General features: G+C 44.8%; 32 protein-coding genes, 1 tRNA gene and 1 pseudogene. 3 read left to right on the top strand and 31 right to left on the bottom strand.

Annotated elements, in window-relative coordinates; all coding sequences use genetic code 11:
* Window positions 1–77: 77 nt before the first annotated feature.
* The 16 genes from rpsH to rpsJ all read right to left on the bottom strand — a co-directional run bounded on the left by rpsH (window position 78) and on the right by rpsJ (window position 7,378).
* A complete protein-coding gene (gene rpsH / locus ACLROL_RS06755; RefSeq protein WP_022518568.1) occupies window positions 78–479 on the bottom strand; it encodes a 30S ribosomal protein S8 in 402 nt (133 codons plus the stop codon).
* 104 nt (window positions 480–583) lie between these two features.
* Window positions 584–769 (bottom strand): type Z 30S ribosomal protein S14, encoded by a 186-nt coding sequence (locus ACLROL_RS06750; protein WP_022518569.1) that lies wholly within the window; start codon window positions 767–769, stop codon window positions 584–586.
* Between the two features lie 17 nt (window positions 770–786).
* Entirely contained in the window at window positions 787–1,326 is a 540-nt protein-coding gene (gene rplE, locus ACLROL_RS06745) for a 50S ribosomal protein L5 (RefSeq protein ID WP_022518570.1), read from the bottom strand.
* A gap of 24 nt (window positions 1,327–1,350) precedes the next feature.
* Complete coding sequence (gene rplX, locus ACLROL_RS06740; RefSeq protein WP_178834170.1) at window positions 1,351–1,653, bottom strand: 50S ribosomal protein L24; 303 nt, start codon at window positions 1,651–1,653, stop codon at window positions 1,351–1,353.
* A gap of 16 nt (window positions 1,654–1,669) precedes the next feature.
* Window positions 1,670–2,038: a 50S ribosomal protein L14 gene (gene rplN, locus ACLROL_RS06735; RefSeq protein WP_022518572.1), complete on the bottom strand. Its 369-nt coding sequence runs from the start codon at window positions 2,036–2,038 to the stop codon at window positions 1,670–1,672.
* A 64-nt stretch (window positions 2,039–2,102) separates the two neighbouring features.
* A complete protein-coding gene (gene rpsQ, locus ACLROL_RS06730) occupies window positions 2,103–2,363 on the bottom strand; it encodes a 30S ribosomal protein S17 (protein ID WP_022518573.1) in 261 nt (86 codons plus the stop codon).
* Between the two features lie 7 nt (window positions 2,364–2,370).
* Complete coding sequence (gene rpmC, locus ACLROL_RS06725) at window positions 2,371–2,580, bottom strand: 50S ribosomal protein L29 (RefSeq protein WP_022518574.1); 210 nt, start codon at window positions 2,578–2,580, stop codon at window positions 2,371–2,373.
* On the bottom strand, window positions 2,570–3,007 hold the full coding sequence (gene rplP, locus ACLROL_RS06720) for a 50S ribosomal protein L16 (RefSeq protein ID WP_022518575.1): 438 nt from the start codon (window positions 3,005–3,007) through the stop codon (window positions 2,570–2,572). Before rplP ends, rpmC begins: the two co-directional genes overlap by 11 nt.
* Window positions 3,007–3,663: a 30S ribosomal protein S3 gene (gene rpsC / locus ACLROL_RS06715; protein WP_022518576.1), complete on the bottom strand. Its 657-nt coding sequence runs from the start codon at window positions 3,661–3,663 to the stop codon at window positions 3,007–3,009. The genes rplP and rpsC overlap by 1 nt, the downstream gene beginning before the upstream one ends.
* 10 nt (window positions 3,664–3,673) lie before the next feature.
* A complete protein-coding gene (gene rplV / locus ACLROL_RS06710) occupies window positions 3,674–4,069 on the bottom strand; it encodes a 50S ribosomal protein L22 (RefSeq protein ID WP_022518577.1) in 396 nt (131 codons plus the stop codon).
* Between the two features lie 21 nt (window positions 4,070–4,090).
* Entirely contained in the window at window positions 4,091–4,372 is a 282-nt protein-coding gene (gene rpsS / locus ACLROL_RS06705) for a 30S ribosomal protein S19 (RefSeq protein ID WP_022518578.1), read from the bottom strand.
* A gap of 93 nt (window positions 4,373–4,465) precedes the next feature.
* On the bottom strand, window positions 4,466–5,308 hold the full coding sequence (gene rplB / locus ACLROL_RS06700; protein ID WP_413067523.1) for a large ribosomal subunit protein uL2: 843 nt from the start codon (window positions 5,306–5,308) through the stop codon (window positions 4,466–4,468).
* A 64-nt stretch (window positions 5,309–5,372) separates the two neighbouring features.
* Window positions 5,373–5,672, bottom strand: a complete 300-nt coding sequence (rplW, locus tag ACLROL_RS06695; protein ID WP_022518580.1) for a 50S ribosomal protein L23 — start codon at window positions 5,670–5,672, stop codon at window positions 5,373–5,375.
* The gene (gene rplD, locus ACLROL_RS06690; RefSeq protein WP_022518581.1) at window positions 5,672–6,292 is read right to left on the bottom strand and encodes a 50S ribosomal protein L4; all 621 of its coding nucleotides are present in this window, start codon (window positions 6,290–6,292) and stop codon (window positions 5,672–5,674) included. The genes rplW and rplD overlap by 1 nt, the downstream gene beginning before the upstream one ends.
* 25 nt (window positions 6,293–6,317) lie before the next feature.
* Window positions 6,318–7,001 carry a 50S ribosomal protein L3 gene (gene rplC, locus ACLROL_RS06685; protein WP_022518582.1) on the bottom strand — a complete coding sequence of 228 codons (684 nt, stop codon included), beginning with the start codon at window positions 6,999–7,001 and terminating at the stop codon, window positions 6,318–6,320.
* 59 nt (window positions 7,002–7,060) lie between these two features.
* Window positions 7,061–7,378 (bottom strand): 30S ribosomal protein S10, encoded by a 318-nt coding sequence (gene rpsJ / locus ACLROL_RS06680; RefSeq protein WP_176925270.1) that lies wholly within the window; start codon window positions 7,376–7,378, stop codon window positions 7,061–7,063.
* Window positions 7,379–8,094: 716 nt separating this feature from the next.
* On the opposite strand from rpsJ, the gene ACLROL_RS06675 reads away from it, so the two are divergent.
* A complete protein-coding gene (locus tag ACLROL_RS06675) occupies window positions 8,095–9,195 on the top strand; it encodes a sulfite exporter TauE/SafE family protein (protein ID WP_087209815.1) in 1,101 nt (366 codons plus the stop codon).
* 18 nt (window positions 9,196–9,213) lie between these two features.
* Here ACLROL_RS06675 and ACLROL_RS06670 read toward each other — a convergent pair whose 3' ends face one another.
* From ACLROL_RS06670 to ACLROL_RS06635, 8 genes and pseudogenes are all read right to left on the bottom strand, one after another.
* Entirely contained in the window at window positions 9,214–9,678 is a 465-nt protein-coding gene (locus ACLROL_RS06670) for a glycine/sarcosine/betaine reductase component B subunit (RefSeq protein WP_087201556.1), read from the bottom strand.
* Window positions 9,679–9,720: 42 nt separating this feature from the next.
* Window positions 9,721–10,491, bottom strand: a complete 771-nt coding sequence (gene prdD, locus ACLROL_RS06665; RefSeq protein ID WP_087201555.1) for a proline reductase cluster protein PrdD — start codon at window positions 10,489–10,491, stop codon at window positions 9,721–9,723.
* A gap of 106 nt (window positions 10,492–10,597) precedes the next feature.
* On the bottom strand, window positions 10,598–11,323 hold the full coding sequence (prdB, locus tag ACLROL_RS06660; RefSeq protein WP_087201553.1) for a D-proline reductase (dithiol) protein PrdB: 726 nt from the start codon (window positions 11,321–11,323) through the stop codon (window positions 10,598–10,600).
* Window positions 11,323–11,610, bottom strand: coding sequence for a CBO2463/CBO2479 domain-containing protein (locus ACLROL_RS06655; RefSeq protein ID WP_087201649.1), 288 nt, complete (start codon window positions 11,608–11,610; stop codon window positions 11,323–11,325). The genes prdB and ACLROL_RS06655 overlap by 1 nt, the downstream gene beginning before the upstream one ends.
* Before the next feature lie 21 nt (window positions 11,611–11,631).
* A complete protein-coding gene (gene prdA / locus ACLROL_RS06650) occupies window positions 11,632–13,479 on the bottom strand; it encodes a D-proline reductase (dithiol) proprotein PrdA (RefSeq protein ID WP_087201552.1) in 1,848 nt (615 codons plus the stop codon).
* A gap of 72 nt (window positions 13,480–13,551) precedes the next feature.
* Window positions 13,552–13,947 (bottom strand): annotated as a pseudogene (locus tag ACLROL_RS06645) (D-proline reductase (dithiol) proprotein PrdA); the annotation flags it as partial.
* A 40-nt stretch (window positions 13,948–13,987) separates the two neighbouring features.
* Complete coding sequence (gene prdC / locus ACLROL_RS06640; RefSeq protein WP_087201549.1) at window positions 13,988–15,316, bottom strand: proline reductase-associated electron transfer protein PrdC; 1,329 nt, start codon at window positions 15,314–15,316, stop codon at window positions 13,988–13,990.
* Between the two features lie 227 nt (window positions 15,317–15,543).
* Window positions 15,544–15,641 (bottom strand) — tRNA-Sec (locus ACLROL_RS06635).
* A gap of 299 nt (window positions 15,642–15,940) precedes the next feature.
* On the opposite strand from ACLROL_RS06635, the gene ACLROL_RS06630 reads away from it, so the two are divergent.
* Both ACLROL_RS06630 and ACLROL_RS06625 read left to right on the top strand, forming a co-directional pair.
* On the top strand, window positions 15,941–16,975 hold the full coding sequence (locus ACLROL_RS06630) for a proline racemase family protein (protein ID WP_087201547.1): 1,035 nt from the start codon (window positions 15,941–15,943) through the stop codon (window positions 16,973–16,975).
* A 34-nt stretch (window positions 16,976–17,009) separates the two neighbouring features.
* Entirely contained in the window at window positions 17,010–17,597 is a 588-nt protein-coding gene (locus ACLROL_RS06625) for a TetR/AcrR family transcriptional regulator (protein ID WP_087209819.1), read from the top strand.
* A gap of 101 nt (window positions 17,598–17,698) precedes the next feature.
* Here the strand turns inward: ACLROL_RS06625 and ACLROL_RS06620 are convergent, their stop codons facing one another.
* From ACLROL_RS06620 to selB, 7 genes are all read right to left on the bottom strand, one after another.
* Entirely contained in the window at window positions 17,699–19,681 is a 1,983-nt protein-coding gene (locus ACLROL_RS06620; protein WP_087201542.1) for a sodium-translocating pyrophosphatase, read from the bottom strand.
* A gap of 111 nt (window positions 19,682–19,792) precedes the next feature.
* Window positions 19,793–20,029 (bottom strand): DUF3343 domain-containing protein, encoded by a 237-nt coding sequence (locus ACLROL_RS06615; RefSeq protein ID WP_087201540.1) that lies wholly within the window; start codon window positions 20,027–20,029, stop codon window positions 19,793–19,795.
* Window position 20,030: 1 nt separating this feature from the next.
* On the bottom strand, window positions 20,031–20,234 hold the full coding sequence (locus tag ACLROL_RS06610) for a sulfurtransferase TusA family protein (protein WP_087201538.1): 204 nt from the start codon (window positions 20,232–20,234) through the stop codon (window positions 20,031–20,033).
* A gap of 53 nt (window positions 20,235–20,287) precedes the next feature.
* Window positions 20,288–21,388, bottom strand: a complete 1,101-nt coding sequence (yedE, locus tag ACLROL_RS06605) for a YedE family putative selenium transporter (protein WP_087209825.1) — start codon at window positions 21,386–21,388, stop codon at window positions 20,288–20,290.
* Between the two features lie 11 nt (window positions 21,389–21,399).
* Complete coding sequence (locus tag ACLROL_RS06600; protein ID WP_413067522.1) at window positions 21,400–22,536, bottom strand: aminotransferase class V-fold PLP-dependent enzyme; 1,137 nt, start codon at window positions 22,534–22,536, stop codon at window positions 21,400–21,402.
* Between the two features lie 133 nt (window positions 22,537–22,669).
* Window positions 22,670–23,578: a selenium metabolism-associated LysR family transcriptional regulator gene (locus ACLROL_RS06595; RefSeq protein ID WP_087201532.1), complete on the bottom strand. Its 909-nt coding sequence runs from the start codon at window positions 23,576–23,578 to the stop codon at window positions 22,670–22,672.
* Entirely contained in the window at window positions 23,575–25,491 is a 1,917-nt protein-coding gene (gene selB / locus ACLROL_RS06590; protein ID WP_413067521.1) for a selenocysteine-specific translation elongation factor, read from the bottom strand. The genes ACLROL_RS06595 and selB overlap by 4 nt, the downstream gene beginning before the upstream one ends.
* Window position 25,492 lies beyond the last annotated feature (1 nt).

The raw sequence follows: 25,492 nt of genomic DNA, 5'->3' as shown, positions 1-25,492 counted from the left end.
CGCCTGCAGGAATCGCGATTGGCATTCTTCCTATACGTGACATGCCCGTACCTCCTATTTATGAATCAATTTAATAACTACCAAACAAATGCTAAAACTTCGCCACCAACCTGAAGTTTTCTAGCTTCCTTATCAGTGATTACGCCCTGATTAGTAGAAAGGATTGCGATACCAAGTCCACCAAGAACTGTAGGTAATTCATCCTTGCCTGCATAAATACGAAGACCTGGCTTAGAGATTCTCTTTAAGCCTGTGATGATCTTCTCATTCTTATCAGCGCCATATTTTAAAGTAATGTGAATTGTCTTAAATACACCGTCTTCGATTACTTCAAATTTCTTAATATATCCTTCATCTAAAAGAATCTGGGCAATAGCTAACTTCATCTTAGATGCGGGTACATCTACTGTATCGTGTTTTGCAGTATTCGCATTACGGATTCTTGTAAGCATATCTGCAATCGGATCACTCATTGTCATTTAAGTTTCCTCCTTATGGATTTCCTATATATTGCTCGAAACATATTGCTATCTAGCGGTGAAAACATTGGCTTAGAGCCTGTTTCCACCTGATATGCATTTATTTACCAACTAGCTTTCTTAACACCAGGAATCTGTCCCTTATATGCTAATTCACGGAAGCAAATTCTGCAAATTCCATATTTTCTTAAATAAGCATGTGGACGGCCACAGATTTTGCAACGACTATATTCCTGTGTAGAGAATTTAGGATTACGCTGCTGTTTGATTTTCATTGACTTTTTAGCCATGAGAATTTACCTCCTTCTTATTTAGCGAAAGGCATGTTGAACTGTGTTAACAATTCACGTGCTTCTTCATCGCTCTTTGCAGTAGTAACAAAGATAATGTCCATACCTCTTACCTTGTCAACCTTATCATACTCGATTTCAGGGAAGATAATCTGCTCTTTAATGCCAAGTGCATAATTACCTCTGCCATCGAATGCATTAGGGTTAACGCCTCTGAAGTCACGTACACGAGGCAGTGCAAGGTTTACAAGACGGTCAAGGAACTCATACATCTTCTCACCACGAAGAGTAACCTTACAGCCAATAGCCATACCTTCACGAATCTTGAAGTTAGCAACAGCCTTCTTAGCCTTGGTTGTAACAACCTTCTGTCCACTTATTGTCTCAAGATCCTTTACAGCGGTCTCAAGAGCCTTAGCGTTATCCTTAGCCTCTCCTACGCCCATGTTGATAACAATCTTATCGAGCTTAGGAACTTCCATAATATTTTTATAGCCGAACTTTTTAATCATAGCATCTACGATTTCGTCTTTATATAAATCTTTAAGTCTGCTCACCAGTTTAGTCCTCCTTCCTTAGAATTAATCGATTACTTCACCTGTTGTCTTTGCAAAACGAACTTTCTTGTCTCCGTCCATCTTGAAGCCAACTCTGGTAGCTTTTCCTTTATGAAGGTACATTACGTTTGAAATATCCAAAGGAGCTTCCTTCTGAATAATTCCACCATTCTGGTTAGCTGCTGATGGCTTAGCATGCTTTGTGATCATGTTAACGCCTTCAACTACTACTTTGGAATTCTTGGCATCTACAGATAATACTTTACCTTCTTTGTCTTTATCCTTACCAGCGATAACCTTAACAGTATCGCCCTTCTTAATTTTCATCATGTCAGACACCTCCTTATAATACTTCAGGAGCTAAAGAAACAATCTTCATAAACTGTTTCTCACGAAGCTCTCTTGCTACCGGCCCAAAGATACGAGTTCCTCTCGGAGTCTTGTCATCCTTGATGATAACAGCAGCATTTTCATCAAATTTAATATAAGAACCGTCTTTACGACGAGCGCCCTTTACAGAACGTACAACTACAGCTTTTACTACATCGCCTTTTTTTACAACGCCGCCTGGTGTTGCATCTTTAACGCTAGCAACGATTACATCGCCAATATTGGCATATCTTCTTGTAGAGCCGCCCATAACTCTGATGCAAAGTAACTCTTTAGCACCGGTATTGTCAGCGACCTTAAGTCTGCTTTCCTGTTGTATCATGCTAAATCTCCTTCCGAATCACATTTTTGTGACTAAATTGCAAACATGCAATTCTTATTACAATCTATTTTGCTCTTTCGATAACTTCTACAAGTCTCCATCTCTTATCCTTAGATAAAGGTCTTGTCTCCATTACTTTAACTGTATCGCCAATGTTGCACTCATTGTTCTCATCATGTGCTTTTAACTTATAAGTTCTCTTAACGATTTTGTTGTAAAGAGGATGCTTTACATGATCTTCAACAGCGACTACGATAGTTTTCTGCATTTTGTTGCTAACAACCTTGCCTGTACGTGTTTTTCTTAAATTTCTTTCCACGACCATTTTCCTCCTACTCTACATTTTTAAGATTTGCAGTCATAACAGTCTGAATTCTGGCAATATTTCTTCTTACTTCTTTAATTCTGGCTGTATTATCTAACTGATTTGTTGCATTCTGAAATCTCAAATTGAAAAGTTCTTTTTTTGCAGCTACTAATTCCTGTGATAATTCTGCAGCTGATTTGGTCTTTAAATCTTCTACATACTTATTAGTTTTCATTTACTGCACCGCCTTCCAAATCTGCCTTAGAAACAATCTTACACTTACAAGGAAGCTTGTGTGTTGCAAGACGTAATGCTTCTTTAGCAACATCTTCACTAACTCCGCTGATTTCGAACATTACACGACCTGGCTTAACTACTGCTACCCAGTACTCAAGTGTTCCTTTACCGGAACCCATACGAGTTTCAGCAGGCTTAGCTGTAACAGGCTTATCAGGGAAAATCTTGATCCAAACCTTACCACCACGCTTAATATAACGTGTCATAGCAATACGGGCTGCTTCAATCTGGTTAGATTTGATCCAGCAAGGCTCCAGTGCAACGATACCGTACTCACCATAAGTAATTGTATTACCTCTCTGTGCTTTTCCGGCCATAGTTCCACGGAACTGTTTACGACGCTTTACTCTCTTTGGCATTAACATTATTTATCGCTCCCTTCCTTATTTCCCTTAGTAGGAAGTACTTCGCCCTTGTAGATCCAAACCTTAACGCCTAATTTACCGTAAGTTGTATCTGCTTCAGCGAAACCATAATCAATATCTGCTCTAAGTGTCTGAAGAGGAATAGTACCCTCGCTGTAGAACTCTGTACGAGCCATATCAGCTCCACCAAGACGTCCTGATACAGCTGTCTTAATACCAAGTGCACCAGTCTTCATTGTTCTACCCATGCAGGACTTCATTGCTCTTCTGAAAGATACACGATTCTCAAGCTGTAATGCAATATTCTCAGCAACTAACTGTGCATCTCTGTCAGGTCTCTTGATTTCCTTGATATCAACAAGGACATTCTTACCTGTTAATTTCTGAAGTTCTTTCTTAGTAACTTCGATTTCTGCTCCGCCCTTACCGATTACTACACCAGGCTTAGCTGTGAAAACGATAACCTTTACTCTGTCAGATGCTCTTTCGATCTCGATCTTAGCAACACCTGCGCTGTATAACTTCTTCTTTAAAAATTTTCTAATATTATAATCTTCAACTAAGTAATCAGAAAACTCAGCATCAGCATACCATTTGGAATCCCAATCTTTAATAACGCCGACTCTTAAGCCGTGAGGATTAACTTTCTGTCCCATTTTCTTCCTCCTATCTCTCGTCAAGCACAACTGTAATGTGGCTCATTCTCTTTTCGATTCTATAAGCTCTACCCTGTGCTCTAGGTTTTACTCTCTTCATTGTAGGTCCCTTATTTGCGAAGCAAGCTGCAACATAAAGGTTCTCTGCGTTCATACCGTTATTGTTCTCAGCATTAGCGATAGCTGACTCTAATAACTTCTTGATTACGCTTGAAGCATATCTGGGATTGTATGTCAGGATTGCAAGTGCGTCCTGAACGTTCTTACCTCTTATGGCATCTAATACGAAGCATGCTTTCTGAACAGATACTCTAGCGTAAGAAAGCTTTGCTGAAGGTCTTGTTTCTCTATTTTCTGCATTTCTTTTTCTCTTATAACTTGTTCTGCTGTACTTATTCTCAGCCATGGTTGAACCTCCTTTCAAAAATTATTTCACCTTAGATTTCTTTTCGTCTTTGCCGTGTCCTCTATAAGTTCTGGTTGCAACGAATTCACCAAGCTTATGTCCAACCATATCTTCTGTTACGTATACAGGCACATGTTTTCTTCCGTCATGTACTGCAATTGTATGACCTACGAAAGCAGGGAAAATTGTAGAACGACGGGACCATGTCTTAATTACTGATTTATTTCCGGATGCGTTCAGTGCATCAACCTTCTTTAAAAGGCTTGCATCAGCGAACGGACCCTTTTTTAATGATCTAGCCATTAGGTTTGTTCCTCCTTATGATCGATAAACTTCATCACAATCATTTCGATTGTTTAAGCTGCACTATAGTCAATCTTGAGCCAGCAAGAGCGATTATTTAATCGCTTTGCCGTCTCTTCTTCTAACGATCAACTTGTTAGAAGCCTTCTTGCTCTTTCTTGTCTTCAAACCAAGAGCTGGCTTGCCCCAAGGTGTAGATGGTCCTGGACGTCCAATACCAGTCTTACCTTCACCACCACCGTGTGGATGGTCATTCGGGTTCATAACGGAACCGCGAACTGTAGGTCTGATACCCATATGACGCTTACGACCAGCCTTACCGATCTTAACAAGGTTATGATCACCATTACCTACAACACCGATAGATGCTCTACAAATGATAGGCACCATTCTCATTTCGCCTGAAGGAAGTCTTAATGTTGCATATTTGCCTTCCTTAGCCATTAACTGAGCGCTGTTACCAGCAGAACGTACTAACTGTCCGCCCTTGCCAGGATATAATTCAATGTTGTGTACGTTAGTACCAACAGGGATTTCAGAAAGAGGTAAGCAGTTACCAACTCTAACTTCTGCCTGAGGTCCGTTCATAACCTTCATACCATCAGTTAATCCTTCAGGTGCGATGATGTATGCCTTCTGACCATCTTCGTAGCAGATCAAAGCGATGTTTGCACTTCTGTTAGGATCGTACTCAACGCCGATAACCTTAGCTGCGATTCCATCTTTATTTCTCTTGAAATCGATAATTCTATATTTCTGTCTGTTTCCACCGCCATGGTGTCTAACTGTAATTTTACCCTGATTATTACGTCCGGCATTCTTCTTCTTAGAAACACAAAGAGACTTTTCAGGAGTTGTCTTTGTAATTTCAGAGAAATCTGAGCCAGTCATATTTCTTCTAGAAGGTGTATATGGGTTATATTTCTTAATTCCCATTGTCGTTTCTCCTTTTCTATTTTATTATCACACTTGTCTGTGTATAGTCGTTGCAATCTCTATTTTATAAACCAGAGAAGATCTCGATATCCTTGCTATCCTCTGTTAACTGTACGATTGCTTTCTTGGTCTTTGCAGTCTTACCAACTACAGCACCACGTCTCTTGTTCTTGCCTTCCATGTTGATTGTGTTTACTTTAGCAACCTTTGTGCCTTCGAACATCTTTTCAACAGCTTCTTTAATCTGAGACTTGTTTGCTTCTGTATGAACTAAGAATGTATATTTCTTCTCGCCCATGCCAGCCATGCTCTTCTCTGTAATCACCGGTTTGAGGATTACATCATAATACTTAACGTCTGCCATTATGCGTACACCTCCTCGATAGTCTTAACGGCATCCTTAGTAAGGATTACTGTACCGCCCTTCATAACGTCATATACATTAATTGTATTAGTTAATGCTGTCTGAACGTTAGGAAGATTTCTTGCTGACTTAACAACCTTCTCATCATTCTCATTAAGAACAACGTAAGCCTTGTTAACCTTTAAATTATCCATAACTGCCTTGAAGTTCTTTGTCTTGATTTCATCGAACTTAAGCTCGTCGATTACGATCAGCTTGTTCTCCTGAACTCTGCTTGTTAATGCAGACTTGAGAGCTGCTCTCTTTTCCTTCTTGTTCATCTTGAAGGAGTAATCTCTTGGTACTGGAGCGAATACTACGCCGCCTCCTGTCCACTGTGGAGCTCTTGTTGAACCCTGTCTTGCATGACCTGTTCCCTTCTGTCTCCAAGGTTTTCTTCCGCCACCGGATACTTCAGAACGTGTCTTTGCTTTCTGTGTACCCTGACGATTATTTGCAAGCTGCTGAACTACTGCCATGTGTACTAAGTGTTCGTTTACTTCTACACCGAAGACAGCATCATTTAAGTCAATACTTTCGACTTCCTTGCCTTCCATATTATAAACAGATACTTTTGCCATCTGAATGGTCCTCCTTTCGTCCTAATTAAGCCTCAACCTTAGTGGTTTCTTTGATTGTTACTAAAGCCTTCTTAGGTCCCGGTACTGCACCCTTCACTAAAAGTAAGTTCTTTTCAGCATCTACTCTTACAACTTCAAGATTCTGAACAGTTACCTTTACGCAGCCCATATGACCTGGCATGCCCTTACCCTTGAATACTCTTGAAGGAGAAGAACAAGCGCCGTTTGAACCCTGATGACGATGGAATTTGGAACCATGTGCCATAGGTCCTCTGTGCTGACCAAGTCTCTTGATTGCGCCCTGGAATCCTTTACCTTTAGAAATAGCGGATGCATCTATCTTATCACCAGCTGCAAAAATGTCAGCCTTGATTTCATTTCCTAATGCATACTCTTCTGCGTTTTCAAATTTGAACTCTCTTAAATATCTCTTGGAAGAAACGCCTGCCTTTTCGAAGTGTCCCTTCAGAGCCTTGTTAACGCCGTGTCTGTGGATAACTTCTTTCTTACCACTCTTATCTTTGTTAACAATCTTGTCTTTCTTGTCTACAAAGCCAACCTGTACAGCCTTGTATCCGTCGTTCTCTACTGTCTTGATCTGTGTTACTACACAAGGACCAGCCTGAAGTACGGTAACTGGAACCAGTGTTCCGTCTTCGTTGAAGATTTGAGTCATTCCGACTTTAGTAGCTAAAATAGCCTTCTTCATTTCTTTACCTCCATTTTGTCTACAGCGGAACGGATTACCCGTTCATACTAGTAGGGGTCTTATTTGTTTTTCATTTTGATATCGATATAAACACCAGCCGGCATCTCTAATCTCTGTAAAGCATCTACAGTCTTAGGTGTCGGTGCGATGATATCAATCAGTCTCTTATGAGTTCTCTGTTCGAACTGCTCTCTGGAGTCCTTATACTTGTGTACGGCTCTCAGAATTGTTACAACTTCCTTCTTTGTAGGAAGAGGTACCGGTCCACTCACCTGTGAACCATTTTTCTTTACTGTTTCGATAATTTTTTTGGCAGATGCATCAACTAACTGATGATCGTAAGCTTTTAATGTAATTCTCATTACCTGACTTGCCATAAAAAAAGTCGCCTCCTTTTCGCACTTTCCATTTCTAAGTACGACAAGCGGTGACTGTACACTCTGCCGTGTGTGTCATGCATTTCACACCACCAAAGGCGCACTCCTTTTATCCAGAAGTTTGCATTCTTCACATCGTCTCTACCAATATGTTCGGTAGGCATTCTAACCTTGTACAGTGACTTGTCGCCAGTTTCCTAACTTGACATTCGCTCCGCGGAAAACCTGCCATTCTCGGGCAGCAACCTCACGTTTCACAGCTATCATGTCACAGCTTTTTCAGTATATATGATGATATGATTTTTTTCAAGTATTTTTTTGTATTTTTTTTCATACAATCCATATTTTGTGTTGTTTTTTTGTATTTTTCAATTTTCCCTATTGACAACCAGTTTTTTGCATGGTATATTGTTACCGAATTAGTACACTAAAGTACTAAAGATTGTATTGCAGTGCTGTCTGTATTCCCCCAAAGTATGGACAGCGTCTCCAATTTGAAATCATACATCCTCTTTGTTAAGAGATTCCCCAGTTTTGTATATTTCGAAACTGCAGTACAGTCAAAAACCTCTCAATGACATACCAAAATGAAAAAGCGGATGCAACATGTATCCGCTTTTTCATTTCCCGTACAGTTCTTTCATATATAATAGATAATCATTGCCGATGTTTTCCATCGCATGTCAGGTATAGCTTTCTATACCGGAAAGGAGCTTATGAATCTTCTTCTGTTCGTGAAGTACGCCATTCTTTTATACGGAATCATCTTCACATTTATCTTTGTACGCGACTGCCTGAGACACCGGGGAGATTTTCGTCCCGGCCGCACTCTTCCTTTGGCAGTCATCGGCTTTGTCAGCGATCTCTTCGACACTTGGGGGATCGGAAGTTTCGCAATCTGCCAGTCCGCCTTCAAGTTTACCCGCTCATGCAGGGATGAACTCATGCCCGGCACACTAAATGTCGCGCATACTCTTCCCACGATACTGGAGTTTCTCCTCTTTCTGAATCTTATCAAAATTTCAGGAGTTACTCTGATCGCCCTCATCGCAGGTGCTGTAGCCGGCGCTGTATTCGGTGCTTCCATCGTCTCGAAATGGCCGGTCCGCATTGTACGGATATCTCTCGGGACCGCCCTCCTTATCCTGGCCGTCATCCTTTCATTGAAGCTCTTTCATATCGGTCCTTTCGAAAGTACACTATCGCCCCGTGAGATCGTTTCGCATCTTGACGATTCCGGCATTGCTATCGTAAATCCTGACCAATGGATTCACTATGTGGAGAACAGAGATATTGTCCCACAGGAGAAAAAAGCCATCTTTCAGGATCCATCCGTAACAGAGAGAGAATTGACACATGTCGCTTCTGTTTTGAAGGAATCAGGAAAAACCCGCATCCATGCAGAGGACCTTTCCTTCGCCATCTCCGAAAACCTGGTCTATGGATTGAACGGAATACGCCTTGTGATCGGGACACTCGGAAATATGGTACTGGGGGCCCTCATGACAATCGGAGTAGGGCTTTACGCCCCATGCATGGCTCTTGTAAGCGCTCTTGGTATGAATGTCACGGCATGTTTTCCTATTATGATGGGTTCCTGCGCGTTTCTCATGCCCTCTGCAGGTCTCAAATTCCTGAAAGAAGGAAAGTACGACAGAAAAGCCGCAGTATTGATTTCGATTTTTGGGCTTGCAGGTGTTTACACCGCATATAAAGTCGCCTCCTCGCTGCCAATGCAGCTTCTGACTGCCGGTATTATCTGTGTCATGATTTATACCGCCTTTGTCTTCTTCCGATCTGCCAGAGAGGAAAGCTGATGCAAAGCTTCTTTCCTCTTATTTCTTTCTCATCTTCAGTTTCAGCATGGCCGCTGCTTTTCTGGCGTCCATGCTGTCCACAGCATTTTCTCCTACCACGTTCGTTTCCACACCTTCTGGATTTTTGTTCATATCCACGATCGTATCCATATACGGATTGGTAACGACAAACTGTGCCGCTGTGCCTGTAAAGTGGATACCTACCACCGGAATTTCCCTTTTCCCCAGCTGTTCTATCGTGTTGGTAAAGTCCACATCACTGTTGCCCCATCCATCCGCCGAGATGATGACACCGTCCGCGCGCATCCCTTCTGCCCAGACAGCCGCCCTTGTTCCCACAAGGATCTTGTCTTCCTGATCCTGCGGTGTCCCGACAATCAGAATCCCCATCAAGTCTAAGTCTTCGTCCGACGACACTACATCCAGGAGAGGATCCCGGAAATTGTGAAGTGTTGTCTCTTTTGTTGAAGGTCCAATTCCCATTTTTACTCCTCCGTTTCTTCTATAATAATATGGCATATCCGATCACTGCATCGACCTAAGGATGCCGTCCCGATATTCATTTGGCGTCACAAGAACCGGCATGTTTCCCATGTCAATGATGGAACGCCCTCCTTCCACACCAGACGGTTCCTTGGCAAACAGATGCATGTCATACATAGCACCTTGTCCTGCCACCTGTTTGATGATCAGCACTTTCTTTTTCCCCGGTCTCACGACATCGTAAAACTCGTGTCGCTCTGTACAGCGATTCCCGTGGAACTTCTTCAGCTGTTCTCTGTATTCCTGAACAAACTGGTCACATGCCCTATGCGCTGCCGTAACCCCCGCCCGGATCTGTCCCATACCTTTTTTCATGGTCACATCAAACGCAAGGATCATATCCCTTTCTCCCGGCGTGCCGGCCCGGCCAAACTTCATCTGCTGCGAGAGCATTCCTTCGGATGAGCCAAATTCATGCGTCTGTTTTCCTTCCGTGTCCACACCTGTCAGGATCACGTATACTCCTGTCAGCGTATGGGTAATGCCATCGCCAATATTTCCCAGAACCTTCGCTGATATCGGTATAACATCCATGATCGTATTCGTATATTGTTCTCTCTCCTCTGGTCGGATGATCCGCACGCTGATGTCCGCGATATAGTCCGATTCTTTTTCCCTATATTTTTGTACAGATTCTCTGTCAACTGTCATAATTCCGTCTTCTGACACACGGTTTTCCGATCCCCACACGGCTTCTTTCACATGATACGCCTTGATGACGAGTCTGCGCAGTTCTTTGCTTTCTCCAGACATGTTCCGCCTCCATTTCCTGATTCTATTTCGCGATTTACAGTTTTCACACATCAATAAAGCGCCGACACATTCATGTCAGCGCTTCATGTCTAATATCCTATATCCATTATACCTTCGCTACGTATTCGAACGGCAGCGGTACAACTTTGCCCGGAGTATCGATGGCTACCAGCTGCTCCAGTGTTGCCTTTACGATATCTCTCTGCATTTCCGGATTGTTCGGTTCTCCTGCGTTAGCTCCCATCGGAACGAGCGGAGCTACTGCACGAGGTGTTCCTGTCTGACGAACAACAGGCGGAAGAGCTGCAATGATAATTGTCGGTATTCCAGCTTCTTCAATCGCTCTCTGCACCAATACTGCAGAGCGGTGGCAAGTACCTCATCCTGCTGTGAGGATAACAGCGTCTACGCCTTCCTCTTTGAACATCTGTGCAATGGCCGGTCCAGTTTCGTGCTTAAATTTTTCCTGGTTTCCGCCACCGCCCATGAATCCGGCATGTACCGGTGCACATGCTTTGATAAATCCTTCTTTTGCCAACTCATGGATTCTGTCAATCGGGAACATACAGTTGATGTCTTTATTGACATCTCCGTTATCGTATCCACCATGGGAAACCATAAGTTCATTTGACGGCATTGTATCTGTAATCTTTCTCCAAGTGAAATCTCCTGCGAGATTAAATCTTTCCTGATCTTTGTGATGAACACCGGCAGCTGTCGCAAGTGCGATCGTCATATCCTTCAGTTCTTTTTTAACTGGGGTCCAGACAGCCGGAGGAGTGATCGGAACAAAGATTTCAGACTGTAATCCTTTAACTACTGTTAAACTCATTATTCTTCCTCCTGTTTTTCTTCGTTCAACGCGCGCATCTCTTTTTGGCGCCGCGTGTAAATATCAAGGTTGCTAACGTATTTTTCATTGATTTCCGGTCCAAGCTGTTCCACAAAACTCATGTTCCATGCTACTTCCTGGCCCACTTCAATCGGATAATCAGTGATGAGCATCCTCATCGGGATCTTCAGATACCCGAGGCGTCCCTTCAGGTCTACCCCTACACATCCGTCATGTACTTCCACGATGATGCCTTCCATTCTGATTATTTTATCTCCATACTTCAATTCCATACGTCTTACCTTCTGTTAGTCGTATTTTTCTTTTCTCTTCTGGCTCATCGGAAGTGACTGTTCGTTTGCTACCAGTTCCACTTTCTTTCCTGTCGCTTTTTCAATCATTTCGATGTTGTTTGCTTTTACGTTCGGATTCCATTTCTTTTCTGCAGGCTTTACTTCTTCTCCAGCCATCGCAGCTTTCAACATGGCGATCGCACGTACAGCTTCTTCTTTACACAGCGTATTGCATGCAAGAACTTCGTTTTCAATACCAGACTCGGATTTGTTGTTGTCAACCATGTTTGTCATGTACGGATTACCTACAACAAGCGCTCCCTGTACAGCACAGAAAGATAATCCAACTACCGGAACGCCTCTCTTTCCGATCTGTTCGTGGTGGCTTGCAAAATCGATATGGTTGTTTCCGAAACCTTCTGTAGTAATGAATGCTCCGTCTACATCCAGCGCTTCCACGGTCTGACCAACACGTTTGGATACGTAGAATTTCTCCGCATTGATCTGAGGACTTCCAACAAAAAGAACTCCACAGAGATCCAGCTCTTCATCATGAAGCGCTTCCAGAACAAGTGGTTCTCTCCAGTAATGTCTGGACATCTCTTTTGATGCAGGTCCGATACATGTGAGTGCGTGGATACATCCATCAAGTACTTCCAGAGGGGATGTCATAACCGGAACGTTTCCAAGGTCTACGTTCGGTCTTGCCCCGAGAACGCCTACCGGCTCAACCGGCAGAATCAGGTTGTCATGCATAGCTCCCTGTCCCATGATCTCTTTTACGATAACGACTTTCTTCTTGCCCGGATGTCTCAGGTGTTTGAATTCTTCTGTATCTACAACGAGAGAATCGTCTGCTTTCTTTAATGCCTGACGAATTTCTTCTGTGATCATGTCTGTAGCTGTATGTGCAGCCAACGGACCTGGACGTTCCATGTTTGTTCCTTCTTTGATGATCACTTCTGTCTTGATAAAGATCTCGCCTTTATCCGGTGCTCCCGGACGTCCCCACATGATGTTCTCATCCAGGTATCCTTCGGATGAACCGAATTCTCCGATCTGAACTCCGTTTGCGTCTGTACCTGTTACCATCATGACAACTCCGTCCAGAACGCGTGTCACACCGCTTCCGATCTCAGCTTCGCCTTCTTTTGTGGCAATCGGCTGTACGTCCATGATCGTGTTGGAGTATGTGTGATACATCTCCGGCGTGATGATTTCAATCTTCAGGCTGTTTACCAGTTCCTGACTGTTTGCTGCTTCTTCTTCAATTCCTTCGCGGATATAGAGAACAGTTCCTTCTATCTTTGTCTCCGGTCCTCTCTTTACTTCCGTGATGTTAAAATGCTTTCTTGTAAGAGTCCCCATCACTTTCGCTTCCGGTTCTTCTTCCTTTACAGGTGCCGCCACCACTGCTGCCGGTGCCGCCGGTGCTCCTGCGCCGCCAAGAATCCCTACTGGAATTTCCAGATCGATATCTTTTCCTTCGCCGATATGGATTTTCATCACTCCGCCTGCTGCGGCTGCCACTGCCGGTGCCGGTGCCGCCGGTGCGGATACTGCAGCAGCTTCTTCTTTTTCTGCTTCTTCGGCAGGTTCTTCCACTGCTACTTCCTTGAATCCTTCCACTACGTCCGCTGTGAGCGCTGTAAGTGAGTCACACGTTTTCTTCAGTTTTGCGCCAAGAACCTGTTCGATCGTAAGCACACCATCGAGATTCAAAAGCCCTGAATCTACCAGATCGTCAAAAATTGCCGGATCTTCCAGATTTGCAGCTTCGATCGTAATGCCCTCTTCTGCTCTGCAGCATAACACTGCCGGGTCTTTCGCATGAGCTTTCGCTGTTTCAGCTGTAATTGACATGTATGTCTCCTCCTTAATTTTTCGTTCGGCTTTTCGCCGGTTTATCTGTAACAATAAATTGGGTTAAAACACAATTTCCAAGTTAATATCTTTTCCTTCTCCAATATGGATTTTCATAACTTGTCCGGTTCCACCCGGCAATACTGCCTGCGGTTCCGGTGTTTCCGCCTTCGGAGCTTCTTCCATCGGTTGTTCTGCCGGTGCTTCTTCCTCAGCTTCCTTGTAACCTTCTACCACTTCTGGTGTAAGTGCTGTAAGTGAGTCGCATGTTTTTTTCAGTTTTGCACCTAATACCTGTTCGATTGTGAGAACGCCGTCGAGATTCAGAAGTCCTGAATCTACTAATTCATCAAAAATTGCCGGATCTTCCAGATTTGCAGCTTCGATCGTAATTCCTTCTTCTGCTCTGCAGCATAACACTGCCGGATCCTTTGCATGAGCTTTCGCTGTTTCAGCTGTAATTGACATGATTGTTCCCTCCTTAATTTTCTCCTTTGGCGAATACGTATTATTTCCCTTCCGGGAGCTGTTCTACGTGTTTGGATACTCTCAGATATCTGTAAAGCGGATGTCCGATCGTCCTCATCACATGATCTGTCTGATGGAAAACTTTCAATTTCATCTTCGGCGCAGAACCCATGACTGTGTTGGAACAGTCTGAACAGTTGCCGATAATGATGTATTCACATCCGTCCTTCTTGAACTGAATATTATTTTTTGCCTGTCCTGGGCAATTCCCCGGTCTCTCGCATTTCAGAGGAGCTCCCGGCTTGTTTTCCACAGCTTGCTTACATCTTGCCACAGATGCAACAACACCGTTCATCTTCTCACAGATATCTCTCATGCGGGCTTCGCTTCCTCCGCATGCACATACGAGAAGTCCTACTTTTGCGCCGTGAAGGTTCGGGAAATCAATCGTCACAATAATTCCGCCCGTCGTCTTCGTGATCGGGGCATCTTCTGTCGTCGGAAGTCCTGTAAAAGGTCCTCCCATGATGATCTCGCCGTAGAGTCCGTCGATTCCTCCTGCTCTTTCGATCAGTTCTCCTACGTTTGTCCCAACCGGAACATCCATGAATACGTGCGGCTCATTTCCTCCATTGATCTTTCCGATTACAGTCAGATTTTTGGAAAAGCACGGTTTTCTGTCTTCAATGGCTTCTGCAACTCTTGCGATCGTTTCAACATTTACAACGACTGCGTTTGCAGCAGACGGAAGCTGCGTCGTCTCAAGCTCGATTCCGAGGCACTCTCTTACGACTGCTCTTTCTTCTCCCATCGGGTAAATATCCGGAAGAAGGTGGATCGTCATAGCTGCTTCATCCTTGATTGCCGCTCTCAATGTATCAACTGCTTTTTCATTTTTCTTTTTGATCGCAAAGATGGCTTTGTCGGCCCCTGCAATCTCCATGCAGTACTTCACACCCCGCACGATCTTGTCTGCACTCTCCTCGATCTGACGGATGTTGTGGCAAAGTCCCGGCTCGCATTCCGCCGCATTGATCAGGATGTAGCCCTTGTCAAGATGTGCATCCAATTTGATGCCTGTCGGGAACCCTGCTCCACCCATACCGACAACGCCGGCTGCTTTGACCATTTCAAGCGGAGTGCCTTCTGCGATCTTCTCATACTCATCCGGCTGTACTTCATCCGGTTTGATGATGATGCGGTCATCTTTTACTTCCTCAACTACACCGTAAACGCTTGAGAAGATATTTGCCCCAAGTCCTGTCGGCACTGCGACCAGTGTACCTTTTTTCACTGCATCTCCCGCCTTTACGACCGCTTCACACGGTGCACCGACATGCTGACGCAGCAAAAGCTGAATGTTTCCCATAACAACATGCTCCTTTTCTTTATTTTTTTAGACCGGCAAGTCATATTCAAAGGACATCCGGTCTTTACCTGCTGTTGTTTCTGTTTTAGTATTTCCTCTCAACGAACTCCCTATTTATCTATATTGTCTATAAATAAGAGATAACCCCGAATTGTTCACAGTTTCAATTGTTTCTTCCACACATCTGTCTGTTTTTTCACAATCCAAGGGTCTATAACTACTTTTTTTGGCGAGGGCATGTGGGAATCGAACCCACCCGGGACGCTCTTAACGCCCCACACTGGTTTTGAAGACCAGGGAGCACACCAGTCACTCAACTACCCCCATATTTTCTTTACCGCAAACCCAATTTAACACAGTTTGCAACAAATTTCAACAAAAAATTTTTTATTTTTTGACCATATCTATTTTAGCAAATAATCGTTGACTTTTCAAGGCTTTTCATTCATAATCATAACTAAAGACTGAACTTCGTACTAGAACACGGTCTAATCGTTATTATTTTAACTTTTTTACCCGTTCAAATGGCATGCCATATTGTCATTATCGAGCGTTCAGTATCGTATGATTATTGCTTTTTTCTATTAAGCAATCGGTATTTCATTCTAAGGAGGACTTTTATCAATGGAACTGCATCCAAAATTAAACCTTGATCAGTATGAATCTTCTTTTGTAGCTGTCGACACACATACACTTGGAGAATTTACACGTATTATCATGTCCGGTTTTCCGAAGCTGGAAGGAAATACAATGATCGAAAAGAAAAATTTCCTTGCAAAACATTACGACCATCTCCGGAAATCTCTCATGTTTGAACCAAGAGGACACCATGATATGTTCGGAGCTCTCGTAACAGACCCGGTCAATCCAGAAGCAGACTTCGGTGTCATCTTCATGGATACAGGAGAATATCTGAATATGTGCGGACACGGAACGATCGGAACTGTAACCGCAGTCATTGAAAGCGGCCTGATTCAGGCAAAAGAACCTTTTACAGAAGTCGTTCTGGAAGCTCCTGCCGGGCTGATCCGCACAAAGGCAGAAGTCAAAAACGGAAAAGTGGTAAGCGTTACGCTCACAAACGTCCCTGCTTTCCTTTATAAACAGGGACTTAAAACAGTTGTGGATGGAAAGGTCATCACGTACGACATTTCCTTTGGCGGAAGTTTCTTTGCCATTATCGATGCTGAACAGCCGTCCATCGCTACACATGTGGAGCCGAAGACGATCCCGTTCTTCCAGGATCTTGGAATGAAGGTGCTTGAGGCAGTGAATCGTGAAGTGAAAGTACAGCATCCGACACTCGATATCACTTCCGTGGATCTGGCCGAATTTTACTGCCACACAGACTCCGAAGGATGCGACCGCAGAAATGTCGTGATTTTTGGAGATCACATGGCAGACCGTTCTCCTTGCGGAACCGGAACAAGTGCAAAACTTGCCACCCTTCACGCAAAAGGGGAAATCGAAGTCGGCACACCTTTCGTATACGAAAGCTTCATCGGCTCCAAATTTAAAGGCGTGATCCTGAAAGAAACCAAGATCGGCGATTATGATGCTGTCATCCCGCAGATTACAGGAAGCGCGTATGTGACAGGACTTGCCACATACGTGATCGATGGGGATGATCCGCTGAAATACGGTTTTCAGGTAGGATAATAGCAAATACTGAATCAGAAAGGCGGCCGGAACCATGCCACGAAAACCTTTATCGACAAAGAGCCGCATCGTTAAGGCGGCCTGGAATCTTTTTTACAAAAAAGGGTATGACAACACTACAGTAGAGGATATCATCAATTTGTCAAAGACATCAAAAGGGACCTTCTATCACTATTTTAAAGGGAAAGAAGCTCTCCTGAATTCCATCTCTTATCTGTTCGATTCGAAATACGAGGATCTGCAGGCAGAGATTTCTCCGCAGACTTCCTCGTACGACACCCTTTTATATTTAAACCGTGAACTTTTCCGCATGATCGAGACAAGTATTGACGTAAAACTGATCGCCTACTTGTACTCATCACAGCTTATCACAAAAGACAGTCAGTCTCTTCTCGATGAAGAGCGCCTGTACTTTACATGGCTGACCGAGATTGCGCAGAAAGGGCTGGATTCCGGGGAATTTCATCCGTCTTCCACGGCATCAGAACTCGTCAAGATCTACGCCATGTATGAGCGCGCCATGATCTATGACTGGGCTCTCTGTAAAGGGAATTACTCCCTCTCTGAATTCAGCGCCCGTCTTCTTCCGCATGTTCTGGAAACATTCCAAAAAGGAATTTAAGGAAAAGCACCATGCCAGAAAGGCAGCCCGGAAATTCTTCCGAGCTGCCTTTCTTTTTCAAACTTTGTATATGATCCATCCACTTTCTCTTAGGATTAATTTTACAGCAGTCCTCCTACAGACAAGAAAAGAGGTGCAAACACAAGGGATACGATCGTCATAAGCTTGATCAGGATGTTGATAGAAGGTCCTGATGTATCTTTAAACGGATCTCCGACGGTATCTCCGACTACCGCTGCCTTATGCGCCTCGCTTCCTTTTCCGCCATGGTGTCCGTCTTCTATGTATTTTTTCGCGTTGTCCCAAGCTCCTCCGGCATTGGACATAAAGATCGCCATCAGCACACCGGTTATCAGAGCGCCTGCAAGAAGGCCTCCCAGCGCATTTGCGCCGAGAACGATCCCGACGATCAGCGGCGCCGCCACTGCCATGATTCCCGGGACAAGCATTTCTTTCAAGGCTGCCGTCGTGGAGATCGCCACACAGGATTTATAATCCGGCTTCTCCGTGCCTTCCATGATCCCCGGTATCGTTTTAAACTGTCTTCTCACTTCCTCGATCATCTGGTAAGCTGCCTTTGAAACACTCTGCATCGTCATAGCAGAGAAAAGGAACGGAAGCATACCTCCGATAAACATACCGATGATGACACGATTGTCCAGAATATCTATGCTCTCTAGCTTAACCGCTTCCGCGTAGGAGACAAAAAGAGCCAGTGCAGTCAGCGCTGCAGAACCGATGGCAAATCCTTTCCCGATAGCCGCCGTTGTATTGCCCACCGCATCCAGCCGGTCTGTAATCTTTCGTACAGATTCGTCAAGCCCGGACATTTCCGCGATGCCTCCGGCATTGTCCGCAATCGGTCCATAAGCATCTACCGCTACTGTAATAGCCGTAGTGGACAGCATACCGACCGCCGCCAGGGCAATTCCGTAGAGGCCGCAAAACTGATATGCAGCGAAAATCCCGACACAGATAAGAAGCACGGGGGCAGCCGTAGATTTCATTCCTACCGCAAGTCCGCTTATGATCGTAGTCGCAGCCCCTGTCTCCGACTGTTCTCCGATCTCCTTTACGGATTTATAATCGGCGGACGTGTACACTTCCGTGATGACCCCGATCAGAAGTCCTACTATAAGTCCGGATACGATGGCAATAGCGGCTTGAAAGTTTCCAAAAAACTGATTGCTCAGAACAAACGATACGATCAGTATCAGGACGCTCGATGCATATGTTCCCATCTTCAATGCTTTGTGCGGATTTGATTTCTCATCTCCTCGTACAAAAAATGTCCCGATGATCGATGCGATCAGGCCAAGACCTGCAATCAGCAGCGGATACAAAGCTCCCTCCGCTTTGAAATAGACAATGCCAAGCGTAATTGCTGAAACGAGCGCTCCCACATAAGATTCAAAGAGATCTGCTCCCATTCCTGCCACATCTCCTACGTTATCTCCTACATTGTCTGCAATCACAGCCGGATTTCTTGGATCATCCTCCGGAATTCCTGCTTCTACCTTTCCTACAAGATCTGCTCCTACATCGGCAGCTTTCGTGTAAATACCTCCTCCTACACGTGCAAAAAGTGCGATGGAAGATGCTCCCAAGCTGAATCCGGAGAGTACATCCACATTTTCTGTAATAATATAAATGATACTGACTCCAAGCACACCAAATCCAGCCACGCACATTCCCATCACAGCTCCGCCGGAAAATGCGATGGAAAGCGCCTTATTCATTCCAGATTTCATAGCTGCATTGGCCGTCCGCACATTTGCCCTTGTAGCTACCTTCATCCCAAAGAAACCAGACAGCGTGGAGAATGCAGCTCCAAATGCAAAACATACTGCTGTGATCCAGTTTCCCACACCAAGCCCGATCAGCACAAACAGAATCGCAACAAACACGATCAGAATTTTGTACTCGGCAGTGAGAAATGCCTGCGCCCCTTCGCTGATGGATCCTGCGATCTCCCGCATCCGCTCGTTCCCGCTCTCCTGGCGTGCCACTTTCCATGCCAGGCAGGCTGCAAACAGCAATGTAATGACAGCAAATGCCGGAACCATGTTTAGTAATGTTTCCATAAAAACTCCCTCCTTTTCTTTTGGTACACTTTATGTTCCTGCGTGCGCGATCTTTCCTTGACGGAACAAAAAGAAAGACCGGGTTTCAAAAAAAGCCCAGTCTTTCCCTATTTACACCATGCATTCGTGCAGATCTTCATGTTCGATTCCTACCTGATCCATCATACTCAGGATAGTATCTTTGTCTTCCAGCCCTGCACACCAGGCCAGACCGCATCCTGCCGATATCGATCTCGGCACTGGAATCAGCCTTCCATTTACCTGGTTTTCTTTACATTCTTTTTCCATCGCCATAGCGTCCGCCGTCGTGTGGAATGTGACGACAAGTCTTAATTCTTTCTTTCTCATGCTACTCAATCACAATTTCAAATTCAGAGCCTTTTTCTCTGACCGTAACCTTCTTCCCATGATCTTTCGCATATTTCTCTACGTTTGTCCTCTGATGTGGCTCGCTTACAAGTACTTTTACAGGCCCTTTTGTCTGCTTCAGCGCCTCCGCTGTCATCATGATCGGTTCCGGACAGGAAAGTCCTCTTGCATCTACTTCCTTCATCTTAAAATTACTTCCTTTCATTCAGCATATCATATCAGTTACGAAAAAGCCAGCTATTTTGTCCCTTTTCTCTTATTTGTAAGAGCGATAAGGAAACATGCCGCGATACAGATGATGACCGCAACCTGTCCTGCTGTGCTTACTCCTCCTGCTGTTGCCGGCTTGTCTGCTGTAGCTGCTGCTGCAGCTGCGCCTGCAAGACCGAAGTTGTGTGAAACTGCTGCTCCGACAAACAGACCCAGTACTGTTACTGCCCCGTCTGATGATCCCTGCCCTGCCAATACAAGCTGACGCAGTGGACATCCTCCTGCCAGAACTGCCGCAAATCCCACAGCATACATACCAAGGATATTCCACAGATGTGCGGAATGTGCCACCGGCTGTCCTGTGAAACTCAGATGAAATCCTCCCGTAGCGATATTGAAGACAAGCATAACGACAAACAATCCGGCAATGACGGATATAAGGTCAAAACTTCTTACAAGAATGATATCACGGATGCTCCCCGCAAAACACATTCTGGATTTCTGTGCAACAGCCCCGAATAAAAGACCTGCGATCAGTGAAACCGCGATCGGAGCATGCAATGCTCCCGGACCTGCCCCTTTTTCACTGGCTGCAAGAAGTGTCGTGCAGACACTCAGCACGAAAATCCCTGCCATCAGGATCGGGAGGATCGTCCCACTCGCAAAGTTTGTTTCGTGTGCTCTCCCAAGGCTGAATCCTTTTTTCAGGAAAAAGGCGCCTGTGGCAACACCTGCCGCAAAGCCGATGAGAGCCACCCATGCATTCAGATCACCTGCAGACATTCTAAGTACCATACGGAGCGGGCATCCGAGAAATGCCAGTGAACCAATCATGATGATCATTCCAAGTATGAAACGAATCATCGGGGAAGATCCGGCAGTAGAACGGTATTCTTTCGTTGCAAGTGAGATCGCAAACGCTCCGATCACGATTCCGATCACTTCCGGACGCGCATACTGAACGGCCGCTGCCGAATGGAGCTTCAAAGCCCCCGCCGTATCACGCACAAAACATGCGATACACATGGCCATATTGGCCGGGTTCCCCATTTTTGCCAGGACGGCTGCAATTAATCCGCAGATTATCCCGGCAATGGCTAGTTTCTTCTTTGAGTCTGATAAATTCATAACTCTTCCTCCTATTCCTCTGCTAATTCCTGCACTGCCTTAACGGCAGCTGCGATTTCCTCTTCCGTGTTGAAATGCGAAAAGCTGAACCTTACGGAACCTTGTTCCACTGTTCCAAGCGCTTCGTGCATCAGCGGCGCACAGTGTCCTCCCGGTCTCGTGGAAATATCATATGTCATAAGAAGCTCATCGCTTACCTCGGAAGAATCGTAGTCTCTGATATTCAGTGTCACGATCGGACACCTGTTATAGGAAGAAAAATCCCCGTATATTTTTACTCCAGGAATATCTTTTACTCCTTCGTAGAACATCCTCATAAGAAGCTGTTCTTTTTCCCTGATATGGTCCATTCCGGTCTCTTCTATGTATCCAAGCGCTGCATGAAGTCCGGCGATACCATGCCCATTGAGTGTCCCGGCCTCAAGAGCAGTCGGCATTTCTTTCGGATGCTTTCTGTTGTACGTCTGCACTCCGCTTCCCCCGCTTTTCAGCGGACGGACCGAAAGTCCTTCCCGCACATACATGCCACCGGTTCCCTGCGGTCCCAAAAGACCTTTATGTCCTGTAAAACATAACACGTCGATATGCATGGATTTTACATTAATCGGAAATACCCCCGCGGTCTGGGAAGCATCTACGATAAACAAAAGTCCGTATTTTTCCACAATCTCTCCAACCTTCTGTATATCCACAAGATTTCCGGTCAAGTTGGATCCGTTCGTACAGATGATGGCTTTTGTATTGTCTTTCACTGCTTTTTCAAAATCGCCGTAACGTACGCAGCCTTTTTCATCGCTTTCCAGGAAAGTGATTTCCACGCCCTTTTCCTGTAGTTCATAGAGCGGGCGCAGCACAGAATTGTGTTCCAGCACCGTCGTGATCACATGATCTCCTGGATCTATCAGTCCTTTTATGGCAATATTTAAACTTTCCGTGGAATTAGATGTGAATACGATCTGCTTCGGGCTTTCCGCGCCAAACATTCCGGCAAGCCTTTCCCTCGTCTCATATATAAGTCTTGCAGCCCCAAGTGAAGCTGTATTAGCTCCTCTTCCGGCATTTCCGATAGAGTTCATAGCATTTACGACTGCATCAATAACCGCCTGAGGTTTATGCATCGTTGTCGCTGCATTGTCAAGATAAATCATTTTTGTTTTCCCCCTTAATCACCTAACTTTAAGTATAGCTTTTTCTCCCATTACCGTCTAATCGAAAAAAGGCAAAAAAAGGCCCACTTATAGGCAATATCTATAAGTAGGCCTGTCTTTTATCAAAACATTTTTACTTTTTGTCTATTCCGTACATCTCTTTTGTTACCCTGATAAAGCGCTCCGCCGACTTGGACAGATGGAAATTTTTATTGTATACGATATTCAGATCTCTTCCATCCGATTTATCCGGCATCGGACACCAAAGCACCTTCCCTGTTCGGATCTCTTCTTCCGCAGCAAGCTTTGAGATAATCGTAATACCCATACCACTGATCACAGAACGTTTGATAGCTTCCTGGTTACCCATGCTTGCAACAATGTTGAGCTGCTCTGTGTCAATTCCAGCCTTTTTCAGCTGCTTTTCCGCCTCTTTTCGCGTACCGGATCCTTCTTCCCTCATGATAAAGGCTTCTTCTGTGATCCAATTCAGATTCTGCTCGTTTACACGCTTCTCGTACTTTTCCGTATTCGGCATGATAATGATAAGCTCGTCTTTATAAAACGGAATATATTTACAAAATTTTTTTTCAAGCACAGTGCCGGTAAACCCGACATCTGCCGCTCCCCCTGCAACCAGTTCCACGACTTTTGCACTGTCGCTTTCCACTACTTTAAACTGCTCCCGCGGATATTTTTCATTAAATTTTGAAAGAATGCGAGGCAAAATATACTGTGCCGGGATCGTGGACGCAGCGATAGAAATCTTTCTTCCCTCCTGCTGTTTTTCCCCGACGAAGCACGCCTCGATCTGTTCTTCCAGATCGATCATCTGTCTTGCATATTTGTAAAGTGTTTTTCCATCCTCAGACAGATTGACTTCTTTTGTATTTCTAATGAACAGACGTACATCCAGTTCTTTTTCAAGCGAAGCAATATGTGCGCTGATCGTAGGCTGAGTTAAAAACAATTCTTTTGCCGCTCTGGAAAAGCTTTTTCTGTCTGCCACACACACAAATGCTTCCAGTTGTTTTAAATTCATACGTATGCAATCCTTTCGCTTTCTGCTCCTGCTTTCTTTGTGATCTTCAATGTATCCATATATTCCAGGATCGGTTTCGCACTTTTTCTGCTTGTTGCAAACATATCACGCACTTCCGCGATGGTAATAAGACCGTCTTTTTTCAGTTTTTCCTGTATCTTCTTTTTCGCTTCCTCCATCAAAGATGCCAGTGTATACATTTCATCGTTGACTTTGACAACGGTTCCCTCAGCAGTCAGCACCTGAAGCACATCTTCTTTTGTCCCTTCCGGCAGTTTTGGAAACTCAATCTCCGAAAAACGGACAAAGTCATATCCTGCTTTTTCCATTGCGCCGAGAATTGTCCCGGCAGCTTTCTCAAATATGGCATCCCGCGGGATCTCATATCCGAAGCAATGCAGAAATTCTCCCCGTCTTCCTATCGATTCTTCCTTGATCAGATTTTCAATGTACATATCGAACACGTTCGGTTTGACCTGTTTCATAAATTTTCCGTGGATTTCTGCCTTCGCCATACCAGGCCGGTATGGATGTGCCTTGTGGAAAGCTGCCAGCTCTTTTGTGATCATTTCCTTTTTCTTTTCAGCGGAACTTTTATGCCATACATAAAGATCTTTCTTCATCGGGAATGTCAGGACAGTGCCTTGCTCCTCAAGCTGGCTTATATCTTCTTTGACTTCTTCCGGAGAAAGAGCCGTGATCTTTGCGAGTTCTGCTGCCGTTACCAGCGTTTCCTCATGCTGTTTTACGTGAAGTTCGATCACATCCGCAGAGGAACCTGATTCTTTGCGCTGCAGTTCCTCGATCACGTCCGGCTGAAACCTTCTCTTCCTTTTCGGGTTTGGTTCAAGTACGACTCCCCCGCCAATCGTCTCCATCGGAGAATAGAATCTCACAACAAACCGGTCGCCTCTTCGCACCGCAATCTCCTCTTCCAGTCGGAGCTGTACATATCCGCTTTCGCCCGGTCCGATTTCTTCTTTGTCAAGCAGCACTGCTCTGCAGAGAATCTCGCTTGTACCGCTGAAAAAATGCAGTCTCGCATGGTTGGTCAAAATGCGCATGGAAGATGGCAGCACATTCAGCTTTACATCCAGCAATTCTGTATTTTTCATATTGTTTAGCGGTGCCAGTACGCATCCTCTCCGGATCTCCGACTTTTTCACATTAGACAGATTGATCGCCACTCGCTGCCCTGCATAACAGGTGTCCACACTTTCCCCGTGCACCTGGATACTGCGTATCTTACATTCTTTTCCAATCGGGTACATGCACAAGGTATCTTCCTTGCGAATTGTTCCGGCAAGAAGTGTACCGGTTATAATCGTACCAAATCCGGAGAGTGTAAAGACACGATCGATCGGAAGACGCGGTATCGTGTGGATATCTTTCTCCGTCACTTCATTCTCCGTCATCTCCTGTATTGTCTCTATCAGCTGCGAGAGCCCCTCTCCCGTGGCCGCCGACACCTTTACAACCGGCGCGTTTTCAAGGAAAGTGCCGCTCAGTTCCTCTTTTACTTCCTCTTCTACGAGTTCCAGCCATTCTTCATCCACAAGATCGCACTTGTTCAGAACGATAATACTCTTTTCGATCCCAAGTTCGCCCAGAATGTCCATATGCTCCCTTGTCTGCGGCATGATCCCTTCATCTGCCGCGATGACCAGCATGACAAGATCCATACCTACGACACCGGCCACCATATTGTTGATAAAACGCTCATGCCCCGGTACATCGATAATTCCTGCCCGATCCCCGTTTGGCAGATCAAAATACGTAAATCCAAGGTCTATGGTAATACCTCTTCTCTGCTCCTCTTCCCAGCGATCTGTGTTTCTTCCTGTCAGAGCTTTGATCAAGGTTGTCTTACCGTGATCGATATGACCTGCCGTACCTATAATAATATGTTTCATA

Source organism: Sellimonas sp. (assembly GCF_047234585.1).
GTDB lineage: Bacteria > Bacillota > Clostridia > Lachnospirales > Lachnospiraceae > Sellimonas > Sellimonas caecigallum.
Note: the sequence above shows the minus strand (reverse complement) of the source record. Positions and strands in the feature narration are given on the sequence as shown.

Excerpts from the sequence above, each read along its gene's own strand:
- rpsJ (WP_176925270.1), bottom strand. The coding sequence starts at position 7,378 with ATGGCAAGTCAGGTAATGAGAATTACATTAAAAGCTTACGATCATCAG.
- rpsC (WP_022518576.1), bottom strand. The coding sequence starts at position 3,663 with ATGGGACAGAAAGTTAATCCTCACGGCTTAAGAGTCGGCGTTATTAAA.
- ACLROL_RS06630 (WP_087201547.1), top strand. The coding sequence starts at position 15,941 with ATGGAACTGCATCCAAAATTAAACCTTGATCAGTATGAATCTTCTTTT.
- ACLROL_RS06675 (WP_087209815.1), top strand. The coding sequence starts at position 8,095 with ATGAATCTTCTTCTGTTCGTGAAGTACGCCATTCTTTTATACGGAATC.
- rplV (WP_022518577.1), bottom strand. The coding sequence starts at position 4,069 with ATGGCTGAGAATAAGTACAGCAGAACAAGTTATAAGAGAAAAAGAAAT.
- rplN (WP_022518572.1), bottom strand. The coding sequence starts at position 2,038 with ATGATACAACAGGAAAGCAGACTTAAGGTCGCTGACAATACCGGTGCT.
- rplX (WP_178834170.1), bottom strand. The coding sequence starts at position 1,653 with ATGAAAATTAAGAAGGGCGATACTGTTAAGGTTATCGCTGGTAAGGAT.
- rplP (WP_022518575.1), bottom strand. The coding sequence starts at position 3,007 with ATGTTAATGCCAAAGAGAGTAAAGCGTCGTAAACAGTTCCGTGGAACT.
- ACLROL_RS06615 (WP_087201540.1), bottom strand. The coding sequence starts at position 20,029 with ATGAGAAAGAAAGAATTAAGACTTGTCGTCACATTCCACACGACGGCG.
- ACLROL_RS06620 (WP_087201542.1), bottom strand. The coding sequence starts at position 19,681 with ATGGAAACATTACTAAACATGGTTCCGGCATTTGCTGTCATTACATTG.
- rplD (WP_022518581.1), bottom strand. The coding sequence starts at position 6,292 with ATGGCAAAAGTATCTGTTTATAATATGGAAGGCAAGGAAGTCGAAAGT.
- prdA (WP_087201552.1), bottom strand. The coding sequence starts at position 13,479 with ATGTCAATTACAGCTGAAACAGCGAAAGCTCATGCGAAAGACCCGGCA.
- rpsH (WP_022518568.1), bottom strand. The coding sequence starts at position 479 with ATGACAATGAGTGATCCGATTGCAGATATGCTTACAAGAATCCGTAAT.
- rplW (WP_022518580.1), bottom strand. The coding sequence starts at position 5,672 with ATGGCAGACGTTAAGTATTATGATGTAATCCTCAAACCGGTGATTACA.
- prdD (WP_087201555.1), bottom strand. The coding sequence starts at position 10,491 with ATGTCTGGAGAAAGCAAAGAACTGCGCAGACTCGTCATCAAGGCGTAT.
- rplB (WP_413067523.1), bottom strand. The coding sequence starts at position 5,308 with ATGGGAATTAAGAAATATAACCCATATACACCTTCTAGAAGAAATATG.
- ACLROL_RS06670 (WP_087201556.1), bottom strand. The coding sequence starts at position 9,678 with ATGGGAATTGGACCTTCAACAAAAGAGACAACACTTCACAATTTCCGG.
- ACLROL_RS06625 (WP_087209819.1), top strand. The coding sequence starts at position 17,010 with ATGCCACGAAAACCTTTATCGACAAAGAGCCGCATCGTTAAGGCGGCC.
- yedE (WP_087209825.1), bottom strand. The coding sequence starts at position 21,388 with ATGAATTTATCAGACTCAAAGAAGAAACTAGCCATTGCCGGGATAATC.
- ACLROL_RS06750 (WP_022518569.1), bottom strand. The coding sequence starts at position 769 with ATGGCTAAAAAGTCAATGAAAATCAAACAGCAGCGTAATCCTAAATTC.
- rpmC (WP_022518574.1), bottom strand. The coding sequence starts at position 2,580 with ATGAAAACTAATAAGTATGTAGAAGATTTAAAGACCAAATCAGCTGCA.
- rpsQ (WP_022518573.1), bottom strand. The coding sequence starts at position 2,363 with ATGGTCGTGGAAAGAAATTTAAGAAAAACACGTACAGGCAAGGTTGTT.
- ACLROL_RS06610 (WP_087201538.1), bottom strand. The coding sequence starts at position 20,234 with ATGAAGGAAGTAGATGCAAGAGGACTTTCCTGTCCGGAACCGATCATG.
- prdC (WP_087201549.1), bottom strand. The coding sequence starts at position 15,316 with ATGGGAAACATTCAGCTTTTGCTGCGTCAGCATGTCGGTGCACCGTGT.
- ACLROL_RS06600 (WP_413067522.1), bottom strand. The coding sequence starts at position 22,536 with ATGATTTATCTTGACAATGCAGCGACAACGATGCATAAACCTCAGGCG.
- rpsS (WP_022518578.1), bottom strand. The coding sequence starts at position 4,372 with ATGGCTAGATCATTAAAAAAGGGTCCGTTCGCTGATGCAAGCCTTTTA.
- selB (WP_413067521.1), bottom strand. The coding sequence starts at position 25,491 with ATGAAACATATTATTATAGGTACGGCAGGTCATATCGATCACGGTAAG.
- rplC (WP_022518582.1), bottom strand. The coding sequence starts at position 7,001 with ATGAAGAAGGCTATTTTAGCTACTAAAGTCGGAATGACTCAAATCTTC.
- ACLROL_RS06595 (WP_087201532.1), bottom strand. The coding sequence starts at position 23,578 with ATGAATTTAAAACAACTGGAAGCATTTGTGTGTGTGGCAGACAGAAAA.